Raw genomic sequence first — 10,532 nt, forward strand, 5'->3', positions numbered from 1 at the left:
GGATTATCAGCTCTGCGGCAAATCCCGGCATCGGGCCGATCAATGCACTGACGGTCATTGCCGAAGCCGGAGATCTTCGCCGCTTCCACCACCATCGCCAGTTTCTCAAGTTCTGCGGACTGGATCTGTCGACCCAGCGGTCCGGCCAATATCGCGGCCAGACCCGGCTTTCGAAGTTTGGCAATGCCAGGCTGCGCCGCACCCTATGGATTGCCGGGCAGGTTGCCATCCGCCAGCGTGAGAACGGCTTCCGGCACAAGTTCGAACGCTACATCGCTAGAGATCGCGACAATCCCGATCTGCGCCGCAAGGCGATGACCGCTATTACCGCCAAGATGGCGCGCGTCGTGCACGCCGTTGTCAAAAGCGGTTCCGATTACCGGCCCTTCGTCGAGGGGCGGGTGCCAGGTGGAAGAACCTCTGTCAGCTAGGGCCGTGAGGGCATCTGTTCGATGACCCTGTAGATAATGTTCGGGTCTTCCGCCTGGATCAGAAGCTCGTGTTGAGGACGGTGAGGGCCGCCTTCGTGCGGACCCTGTGTTTGCTATGGACGAGACCTTTTCCTTTGCCGGCGGAAGCCGCCTGGTTCGACCTTGCGACTTGACCAGCGTCACGCAGCGAGAGCATGCTGGCGAACGGAGAGACTTTGATCGGCTGCTCCACTTCCTTCTGCTCTTAGGACGTTATCAGAACGAACGTGGCCAGGCACGCCGCGCAGGATGAACAGGTCCGACAGGGCGTCGATGACGTCGGTCGAGTTGAGCTTGCGATCGATGCGGATTGCCAGACACTCCCGGGTGAACTCGTCGATGATGTTGAGCATGCGGAACTTCCTGCCATTGTGGGTCCGACCCTCGACGAAGTCGTAGGACCAGACATGGTTGGGGTGCTCCGGTCGAAGCCGGATACACGATCCGTCATTCAGCCAGAGACGTCCTCTCTTCGGTTGCTTCTGGGGAACCTTCAGCCCCTCCCGCCGCCAGATCCGCTCGACCCGCTTGGCATTCACCGTCCAGCCCTCGGACCGCAGCATCGCCGTGATCCTGCGATAGCCATAGCGGCCATACCGGGAGGCGAGCCGGATGATGTCGGCGGTCAACGCCTCCTCATCTGCTCGGCCTTTCGGCGTCTTGCGCTGCGTCGAACGATGCTGACCGAAAACCCTGCAGGCAAAGCGCTCCGAAACGGAGAACTTCACCATGACATGGTCGACGCAGCGACGGCGCCGGGAAGGGCTCAGATGGGGTATTCGGGGTTTTCCCTCGCCAAGGCGTCCGTTGCGAGGCGAGATTGAAGCTCCAAATATTCAACATCGAAGGAGCCCGTCATGTCACTATTTGCTGGCCTCGATATCTCTGTGAAGACGACCGCTATTTGCGTCCTGGACGCGAACGGGCGAGTCCTTCTCGAGACGATGGTTGATAGTGCACCAGAGGCAATAGCTGGTCGCTTGCACGAGTTTGGTCAGCCTTTCGAGCGGATCGGATTGGAAGCAGGACCATTATCCCAGTGGATCTATGCCGGTCTCGTCGACGTTGGCCTTGCGGCGATCTGTGTCGAGACCCGGCATATGCATGCAGCGCTCTCGGCACGCATCAACAAAACCGACCGGAACGACGCCCGCGGGATCGCCCAGATGATGCGGGTCGGGCTGTTCAAGGCAGTCCACGTCAAAACTCCCGCCAGCCAACATCGAAGACTTCTGCTGACCTCTCGCAAATTGCTGCAGCGGAAGATTTATGACATCGAGAATGACCTGCGGGGCTCGCTGCGTAATTTCGGACTCAAGGTTGGTGTGGTTGGCAAAATCAAATTTGAGGACCGTATCCGTGAACTTGTTGCAGATCATTCGTTCGTTGCTGCCATCGTCGCTCCGTTGTTAGAGGCACGAGCAGCTCTACGAGCTCAGTTTGCTAAACTTCACCGCATGCTGCTTGATCTGGTGCAGGTCGATCCGGTCTGTCGCCGGCTGATGTCCGCGCCAGGGGTCGGACCGATCGTCGCTCTCACGTTCCGAACCTGCGTCGACAATCCCGCGCGGTTCTCAAGATCCAAGTGCGTGGGTGCTCACTACGGACTTACGCCGCGCATTTATCAGTCCGGCGAGATCTCCAGGACGGGTCGCATCTCCCGGTCTGGGGATGTGATGCTTCGATCCAGTCTCTATGAAGCAGCTCTCGTCGTATTAACTGGTCCAGGTCGCTGGAACCCGCTCAAGGCCTGGGGCATTGCAGTGGCGCGCCGGCGCGGAATGCAAAAGGCGATGGTCGCAGTTGCACGCAAGCTCGCGGTCATACTTCACCGGATGTGGAGGGACGATACCGACTTCCGCTGGAGCGCAGCTACAACCTAGTCACAGAGGAAATCCACACCGATTCAACTTCCTCCATGCTGGAGGAGGCGTCCCGCGAGGACGACGGGATTGGGTGAGACCGAGGAAACTCGTGCGGCGCACTTACGACCGCGCGGCTTAGATGGCTCCGCCCTTTCCCTCTGATCCCATCATGAGGCTGCAAAATGCTGACCTCGGAGAGAAGCAGGAGCCTCGCAGGATGATCTCTGACATCGTGGACGTGCAAAAAGGAGCTTGCATCATGCACCCCGAATAGAGAAGAAGTTTCCCGAGGCAGCCTCTTTCAGGATTAGCTTCTCCAGCGTCAGGTCCGACACAGCCTTACGCAGCCGGTCGTTCTCTTTCTCGAGCTCTTTCAAGCGCTTTACCTGATCGCCCTTCAGGCCACCAAAATCCCTGCGCCACCGGTAATACGTGAACTGCGTCACGCCGATCGAACGAACCGCTTCGCCAACCGTTCTGCCTTGAGAAAGTAAAACATCAACCTGGCGCAGCTTCGCGACAATCTCTTCCGCCTTGTGCTTCTTCTGGGGCATTCCAACGTCCTCTCTAACGGCGAATAGCCTAAGTCGGGAGGACCACTTTTCAGGGGGCAGACCCGATTGACCTCAGCCAATTGAACTGAACGCCGTCGGATCTCTCGTATTGTCCGAATGATCATTGATCAAGGGACAACGCAAGGATCGTCAAACACCTTAACGCCGCCGTTGAGCTCACTGAGCTGATTGCAACAGATGAAAAAAAGAACGGCTCGATAAATCTCGCAGTTCGATCAGGCTGACGATGTGCTGATTCAGTTCGCAGATCCGCTTCACTCCATTTTCCATCTGCAACTCATATTCTTTGAGAATTTTCTCGTCTGCGGGTTCGCGCGTCAGGTGTTCATCGTGGGCTGTTCCAGAGGCGAATGAAGCAAGATCTCGAGCATCGCTCACGCGGGATTGCAAAGCATCCCGCTCTTTCGTTGCGGACGCGATCGCAGCATCAATCGACTGCACAATCGAACCGACGCGCCTTTTGTCGGTCTCAGCATCACGCTGCCTGGAACGGACTTGGAAGAGTTTTTTCAATCTTGTCTCCTTATTGCTGGACAGGAATTGAACTCAATTGGCAATTGAGGTGGCGATGCAAACGTGAAACCTTGCACAAGTGCTCAGATTCTTGGTCCGCCACAGGGTCACTCGGATCAACCTATGGTTGACCCACCACGAAGATGGCCGGTGAGGTAGCCATGCTGTAATTTAGGACCGCATGCGGAGAACACAGATTCGCGCCCCTTCTATCGTGATTCTATGGTAAAGTCAGATCGATCTGGCGAGCACCGGCCGACCCCGTTACACGGCCCCGCGACCAAGCTTATCTGAATTCTTCCTCCCCGTGCCGTTCGTAAGACCTTAAGCTCGAATCCGACCTCGCCTAAGGTCCAAGGCATCGAGAAAGAGCCAGCAGATCACCTCAGGCCTGACAACGCGGCGCCAGAGATCAAGAGCGAACACGTCCGGAAGATAGTGTGAGCCTTCGCCTCCCTCGCAGTGCGAGACAGGGCCTCGTCCCACTACTGCTGCAACATCAACTGTTCGCAACGCCGACTTACGGCATCCAGGCCAACGCGTTTTGGCGATTTCAAATGTATTATGATGACCAAATCTTGAAGGGCTCCGTCGCATCAGAGGCATCAACGCCTGCCGCTTTTGCGACCGCTTCGGCCCTGGCCTCTCCGACTGCAGCAACTACAGTTCGTACATCGGCGCAGGTCGTTATATGCGCGCGAAGCAATTCTTTGACCGCAGCGGCTGACACGTCGGCATGAGCCGCTTCACCGATCAGACAGACTAGGTCACGAACCCATAAATGGGATTCCGTTTGGATGAGAGGCGTGATTCAATCTCCGGAGGGGAGGATTGAATGGCACGTTTTGATCTGACGGATTTCGAGTGGTCTGTGATCCAGCCGCTTTTGCCGAACAAATCGCGCGGCGTTGCACGGGTGGATGACCGGCGGGTGCTGACGGGATCTTCTGGCGGCTGCGCACCGGTGCGCCGTGGGCGGACATTCCGGCGCGCTACGGCCCGCATACGACCTGCGTGAATCGCTTCAACCGGTGGCGCAAGGCAGGCGTGTGGGATCGTATTCTGTCGGCGGTTTCAAAGGCTTACGATGGCGACATCCAAATGATCGACTCCTCGTCGATCCGCGTGCATCAGCATGCGGCCAACGGTCAAAAAAACAGACGCGATCCCGTTGCATGGGTCGCTCGCGCGGCGGGCTGACAACCAAAATCCACGCGCTGGTGGATGCCTGCGGTCTGCCCATCCGGCTCAAGATCACCGAAGGCCAGGCGCATGATGGACGCAGCGCGCAGGACATGATCGACACCGTCGAACGCGGCGACGTGCTGCTGGCGGATCGGGCTTACGACTCCAACGCCCTGCGCCAGACCTTGGCCGCGCGCGGCGCGACAGCCAATGTGAAGCCGATGCCAAATCGCGTCATCGCCCTGCGGTTCAACAGGCGGCTCTATCGCAAGCGTAATCTGGTCGAACGGTTCTTCAACAAAATCAAGCATTACCGCGCGGTCGCCACCCGCTACGACAAACGTGACGACAACTTCCTCGCTGCCATCAAACTCGTCTCAATCCGCATCTGGTTGCGATTTAATGAGTCGATGACCTAGCTCAAAACTGGCCCAAACAGCTACCGCGAAACGAAGACGATGCCGCTTCATCGTAACGCAAACCTCACTCCGTGCGGGTTTACGATTCTGAAGCCAGCAATAGACCGGGGGATGCACAACCGATACGGCAGGCTCTCAACGCATCGCCTCCCCGGGAAGGTGCGCCGGGAAGCCTATCATTCGGTTTGGCCAGACGTGCGATGAACGCCGCGTTGATCTGTCTGCCGTCTCAACCATTCCCCTTCGCACTAGATTTGCAAATGAGGGACCTAGACCAAGCCACTGCGGATCCCGGCCGCGACCTCCTCCCGGACCACTTCAGCATCGACCTTACGAAGCACCGCCAGTCCTTGAACGATCATCTCGGCTGCGAGGAGCTCGTCTCTGGCTGTCGACTTCTCCCGAGCAGCCAGCCAAACGGCCTCCACCGCAAGACGCGCCTCGGTACACTCAAAGTGAGAAATAGATTGATCTGACATTTGGATTTCCCCTTGATGCAGCAAAAACTCTCATGCGGAGAACTGGCGCTATAGCCGTATTTCAAAAACGGTTTCGGCTTTTTATCTCTCAGTTGTGGGGGGCGTTTTTGCCGGCACCCTGAAAATGCCCGATCATGCTGGCGCTTCCATCGATAACCTTGCCGACTTCGTCTGGCCATCAGTGAATGATGGAGCTTGAAAATCCATCCTGGTCAAGGTCGCCAACTCGATGAATCCACCAGCCGAAAGCCGGCAACGCCTTTTCCGGGTCGGGACCGAGGCCGGCAAACCGCAACCCAGCGAGCGGCTAGCATTGATGGCGACTTCTGCATCTCGTCCGCATTATGACGAAATCTTTCGGCATATTTGTCGCGTTGAATCCTGTTGGTCCATAAGCTTTAAACGGGAACCAGCGTATAAGCCGCAAACTCGTTGGCCTCTGAACTGCCCGCCACAGTTGCCGATGCGATAGAATTCGAACGCCTGCCAATCATCCGAATACCTAGCAATCGCCGCCGCACCTGGCCGACCGCAGCCGGATCAGCCTCGGTGGCCTCGATGCGCTTGTTGAGCGAAGTGATGGCGCGATCGACCGCATCGTTGTCAGACGATGCAGCCTTGCCGGCTACCGGAACCTTGGTCGCCGGCCTCCGCAGATCAGGCGCGTCAGCGCGGGCGTGACTCGGAAGGAGAACCTCTTCCTTGCGCAATGCCGCCCTCAACGGCTGCGGCGGTTGCCGCCGGCGCGCTTCATATCTCGCTCGAATTGTCAACTGCGCGCTCAGCGCAACAACCAACGCCGCCGCTTGCCGGCTTCCAGGAATTCCTTCGACCAGGTGTAGTAGAGGCTCTGGGCTATCCCTTCCTTGCGGCACAGCTCGGCGATGCTGTCTTCGCCCCGAAGCCCATCCAGCACGATCCGGATTTTGTCCTCTGATGAAAAGTGCCGCCGCGTCGCACGGCGGATATCTTTGACTACGTGTTCGGCGGAGCGTTTGCCGCCAGTCGACTTCGTGTTCATGTTCGTTCCTTCGTCTGCGACGAGAACCGAACACTCCTTAGATCACACCATCAATTCTGTGCCATAGGCGCTGATCCTGGACACCTATTAGGGGCATATGGGCTTTTTTGATTCGTGCGCGTTCGTATCCACCTCGGCACCAAGGAAATCGGCGGGACGTGCATCGAGCTGATGTCCGATGGCGCCAGGCTTTTGCTGGATTTGGGATGGCCGTTGGACGGCGATCCTGACGATCTCGGGGCGCATTCGGCCATCGAGAGGTTAGAGGGCGGTGGCGACCTTTTGGGACTGGTGCTCTCCCATGGGCATGTGGATCATTGGGGCCTGGCGCCGTTGGCGGGGCCGGATCTGCCGGTGGCGTTGGGCTCGGCGACCCTTCAAATTCTGCAGGCGGCAGCCCCATTCGTGCCTCGGCCCTATGTGCCGGCGAGGCCGGTCGAATTCACAAGCGGTACGGCGCTGCAATTTGGCCCGTTTCGGGTGACGCCGCATCTCGTTGACCACTCCGCTTATGATGCCCATGCCATCGAAGTCGAGGCAGGTGGCAAGCGGCTGTTCTATTCCGGTGACATTCGCGGTCACGGTCGCAAAGCGGGGCTGTTCGAGAAGCTTGTCTCCCATCCGCCGAACGACGTCGACGTTATGCTGATGGAAGGATCGAGCTTCGGCCGCCTTGATCCGGACCTAGCCTTCCCGACCGAAACGGAAGTTGAGCAACGCCTGGTCGAGCTATTCGGCGAGATCAAGGGCTTGGCCCTCGTCGCAGCCCCCGAAGCATTAACTGCGGCAGGAAAGTCACGCCTGAGATTTCTTGGCAAAGGCCCGCAATTTCTCGGGGCCTCATTTGAATCTAGGAGGGTCGACGCTTTTCGACGCGATTCTCGTGTCGACCGCGTCCATCCAAACGATCGAGGTTTTCTCGAATACCGCGTCGGGCAGTCGGTGGACGAACGCCAACAACTGCTCGCGATGCGGAGCGCGACGCAGGCTGAATCATAACGGAGAGATACTTTGACGGACGACAGCAGGGCAGACGGCGAGGGGTGGTTCTACACCCAGGGCGGGCAGCGCAAAGGGCCTTTTGCGGCCGACGAACTCCACAAACTCCTGGCCGCTCGGACCATCGACGGCGAGGCCCCGATCTGGCGCAAGGGGCTGGCCGACTGGCAGCCATTGCGCAAGACAAAGGTCGGTGCTCAGCTCAATGATACCCCTCCGCCCATTGCGCCAAGCCACCTGAACAATGGCTTGGTATGGGCGCTTGCCGTCGTGCCCATCGTGTATGTGTTCGTGGATGCCGCATCCTCCAATATCAGCTCACTCATATCGTTCAGTTCGTGGACGATAATCCCGCTACGATCCGCCGTTTTTGGCTTATCTCGCACTGCTGACCTGGCTCATTCCGCTCCTGACGAATGCGACGCTGTGCCTGACCGACGCGGCGCAACTCAAACGCGCCGGTTACAGCTCCGGATGATGACGGCCTTCGCGCTTCTGTTAGCCCCGGCGTATCTGTTCATGCGCGCACAACGGCTGCGCCAGACGCCGACCTATGGATACGTCTGGATAGCATCGTTCATCGTCTCAATCATTCTGCGAGTATTGTAACATGCAGCCCGATCCTCGTACCGGCGATCTTATCTTCCTGGGCATCGTCTTCCTCATCGCCGGCATCATCTACATCATCCCAAGCATCGTAGCATTCCGGCGCGACCACCCGAACCGTTGGATCATCCTTGTCATCAACGTCGCCTTCGGCAGCACCATCATCGGTTGGGGAATCGCGTTGGTCTGGGCGATGCGGGCAGCTCACCCCCGTCGATATCTGGTGAAGCGCGGGCGCATAGGGTGTTCACCTTTCTGCAGTGGACGCGTGCGGCCAGAAAGTGCGTTTGCAAGTCGTTGCTCTGCGCCGGCGGCCCCAAGGATAATAGGCGGCATTGCCCTCGCTGTTTCCATGAACCAGCCCAGATATTGCGTCAGAGCGTCCATCTGATCGTCGTGGCGCCCAAGCGGAAAACGCAGCAGCTCGTTGATAAATTCGACAGTCCATGGCTGGTTGTTTTTGATGAGAACGCGACCAGCAACGAACATATGAAGAAGCGGCGATAACCGTTCCTCCTTGCTCATCCCGCCAGTTGGGCGCAGATCGCAACGATAACCGCGCTCTTCCAGCATCTTGGCGAGTCCCGGCCCAGAGCTCGCGTCCTCGACGAGAATTGTGGATGGTCGATACCTAACGATCAGGCCGAGTGCGGCATCTCTTGCCTGCACCGGATCAAGCCGTTGGCGCAGAACATCGTTGATATAGTGCCGATGACCGTCGGTGTAGACGATCAAGCCAACCGTATAGCTCGAATTCGGTCCGGTCTTCACAGCGGTGTCGAAGCTCAGCGTAACACGCCGCACACCCGGCGGCAGCTCATCGTAAAGCGGGACCTGGTCTGGCCGGATCAGCTCGCCAACTGCGGCGGACGGGTTCTGCTGGTACTGCGCTGAGAACGTTCCCTCACCGTTGGCTACACGGACACTGGCTACCACTTCTGGCGGCCATAGCTGCGGAAGCAGAACCTCGCCCTCCTCCCGCGTCCAGAGCCGGGATCCGATCTGCAGAACGGTTCTCTCCTCAGCGACTAGAGGCAGCGAGACATGTCGCCAATGACTGCCTTTCCGCAACAGATAACCAGAGAGATCGTCTTCATGGAGACGTTGGCCGACAATGACAATAGCACCGCGGCCTTGGTCATCGAGCCGGGACGCGATCATGCCATCAAAATTGTCGTTCACGTTATCGCGTTCGGCTGCGGAGCGTGCCGCGTGCGCCGCGATCGGATCGTCAACGATGATCAAGTCGAAACCACGTCCCGTGATGCCGGAGTCGATTGAGGCGGCAAAGCGGCCGCCCTTCTGAGTGGTCTCGAAATCCGCCGTCTTCCGGCGATCACCAACGATCCGCGTGTTGGGAAAGATCATCGCATAGACGTCGGACTGCATCAAACGCAAACTCTTAATCGCGAGGTCGTGCGCCAGATCTGTGCTGTGTGAGACAACGGCAATGCGTTTCTTCGGATTTCGTCCCAGAAGCCAGGCCGGCCAGACCACCGACAGTAGAATGGACTTCAGATGCCGCGGCGGCATGTTGACGATGACGCGCGTATCCTGGCCACTGCCGATCCGGTCAAGAACGTCAGCGAGATACTCAATGTAGTCGACAAGATAGAGTGCGCCGCCCGGATTGATCTCCGGATAGACCTTCTCCAGAAAGGCAACCAGATCGGCGGCGAGCGCTGCGCGAAATGCGCGATTATTATCGATCATAGACTTAATCTTTCAGCTTGTGAGGATTGAACACGCCATCATTCTTCTGTGGATAGGGGTTGGCCAGACACGCGGCGGGCAAGGAAGCGTTCAAGGATCGCTTGGTCTTCCGATGTAAGATCCGGAACGGTATCCTTTGCCGCCTCCGGCTCGAACAGTTTCTCGACCAATGTCAACACGATGTGGGCGGCACGCGCGTCGCCCTTCAACGCTTTGGAAACCAGCGCTTTGAGCATGGCTCTCTGCTTGCTGACCTTCAGCTCCCGCTCACCTTCGCGCACGCGAATATGCTCGCCCAGTTCTTCACGAAGATCGGAGCGGAGGTTGACCGTCCCCTTGGGACGACCTTTCGGATTGCCGGATTGCCCCGGCTTGAACTGGCTATGACGCGGGGGCCGGCGATAGCCGACCCCTTCTGTCTTCTTCTGCTCAGTCATGGCGCACCTGGGTGTCATCCCCTGCTACTTCGAACACGTCCAGATCGCCGTCCGGTGCAGCGGCGCCGATCAGCGGTGTCGAGGAGGCCACCGGTTGATCTGGTGACCTAAGATCAGACGAGGTCAGCGTGTCCGCTACGTGAGTGATTGAACAAGCGACCGCCAGCGCTGCGGTCTCAGGCGGCTCGCCCTTTGCCACGCCCGCAACGCCGGTGCCCATCGGCGGCGTCATAGTGTTGTTAGACGCCAG

At 58.4% G+C, this 10,532-nt stretch carries 9 protein-coding genes and 6 pseudogenes; 6 read left to right on the top strand and 9 right to left on the bottom strand.

Going from position 1 to position 10,532, the window contains the following annotated elements; translation table 11 throughout:
• Positions 1-456, top strand: a pseudogene (locus NB311A_RS08900) (transposase); the annotation flags it as partial.
• A 226-nt stretch (positions 457-682) separates the two neighbouring features.
• On the opposite strand, the pseudogene NB311A_RS08905 reads toward NB311A_RS08900, so the two are convergent.
• A pseudogene (locus NB311A_RS08905) lies at positions 683-1,240 on the bottom strand (IS3 family transposase); the annotation flags it as partial.
• An 87-nt stretch (positions 1,241-1,327) separates the two neighbouring features.
• Here NB311A_RS08905 and NB311A_RS08910 point away from each other — a divergent pair.
• Positions 1,328-2,353, top strand: a complete 1,026-nt coding sequence (locus NB311A_RS08910; protein WP_040674543.1) for an IS110 family transposase — start codon at positions 1,328-1,330, stop codon at positions 2,351-2,353.
• Between the two features lie 254 nt (positions 2,354-2,607).
• On the opposite strand, the pseudogene NB311A_RS08915 reads toward NB311A_RS08910, so the two are convergent.
• Positions 2,608-2,889: pseudogene (locus NB311A_RS08915) on the bottom strand (transposase); the annotation flags it as partial.
• A gap of 177 nt (positions 2,890-3,066) precedes the next feature.
• A complete protein-coding gene (locus NB311A_RS19710; protein ID WP_009798199.1) occupies positions 3,067-3,423 on the bottom strand; it encodes a hypothetical protein in 357 nt (118 codons plus the stop codon).
• 835 nt (positions 3,424-4,258) lie between these two features.
• Here NB311A_RS19710 and NB311A_RS20475 point away from each other — a divergent pair.
• Positions 4,259-5,027: pseudogene (locus NB311A_RS20475) on the top strand (IS5 family transposase).
• A 269-nt stretch (positions 5,028-5,296) separates the two neighbouring features.
• On the opposite strand, the gene NB311A_RS08935 reads toward NB311A_RS20475, so the two are convergent.
• From NB311A_RS08935 to NB311A_RS08945, 3 genes and pseudogenes are all read right to left on the bottom strand, one after another.
• A complete protein-coding gene (locus NB311A_RS08935) occupies positions 5,297-5,506 on the bottom strand; it encodes a hypothetical protein (protein WP_009798203.1) in 210 nt (69 codons plus the stop codon).
• Positions 5,507-5,904: 398 nt separating this feature from the next.
• On the bottom strand, positions 5,905-6,216 hold the full coding sequence (locus tag NB311A_RS08940; protein WP_131522900.1) for a hypothetical protein: 312 nt from the start codon (positions 6,214-6,216) through the stop codon (positions 5,905-5,907).
• 89 nt (positions 6,217-6,305) lie between these two features.
• A pseudogene (locus NB311A_RS08945) lies at positions 6,306-6,527 on the bottom strand (transposase); the annotation flags it as partial.
• Between the two features lie 114 nt (positions 6,528-6,641).
• Between NB311A_RS08945 and NB311A_RS08950 the strand changes: the two are divergent.
• The 3 genes and pseudogenes from NB311A_RS08950 to NB311A_RS23170 form a co-directional block, all read left to right on the top strand.
• Complete coding sequence (locus NB311A_RS08950) at positions 6,642-7,526, top strand: MBL fold metallo-hydrolase (RefSeq protein WP_009798206.1); 885 nt, start codon at positions 6,642-6,644, stop codon at positions 7,524-7,526.
• A 12-nt stretch (positions 7,527-7,538) separates the two neighbouring features.
• Positions 7,539-8,135, top strand: a complete 597-nt coding sequence (locus NB311A_RS08955) for a DUF4339 domain-containing protein (protein WP_009798207.1) — start codon at positions 7,539-7,541, stop codon at positions 8,133-8,135.
• A 1-nt stretch (position 8,136) separates the two neighbouring features.
• Positions 8,137-8,316: pseudogene (locus tag NB311A_RS23170) on the top strand (superinfection immunity protein); the annotation flags it as partial.
• Positions 8,317-8,336: 20 nt separating this feature from the next.
• On the opposite strand, the gene terL reads toward NB311A_RS23170, so the two are convergent.
• The 3 genes from terL to NB311A_RS21955 form a co-directional block, all read right to left on the bottom strand.
• A complete protein-coding gene (terL, locus tag NB311A_RS08965; protein ID WP_009798209.1) occupies positions 8,337-9,845 on the bottom strand; it encodes a phage terminase large subunit in 1,509 nt (502 codons plus the stop codon).
• A 38-nt stretch (positions 9,846-9,883) separates the two neighbouring features.
• A complete protein-coding gene (locus NB311A_RS08970) occupies positions 9,884-10,282 on the bottom strand; it encodes a DUF5681 domain-containing protein (protein ID WP_009798210.1) in 399 nt (132 codons plus the stop codon).
• A partial coding sequence (locus NB311A_RS21955) for a hypothetical protein (protein WP_207382366.1) occupies positions 10,275-10,532 on the bottom strand: 258 nt, incomplete at its 5' end. The genes NB311A_RS08970 and NB311A_RS21955, both read right to left, overlap by 8 nt.

It is taken from the genome of Nitrobacter sp. Nb-311A, assembly GCF_000152905.1.
GTDB lineage: Bacteria > Pseudomonadota > Alphaproteobacteria > Rhizobiales > Xanthobacteraceae > Nitrobacter.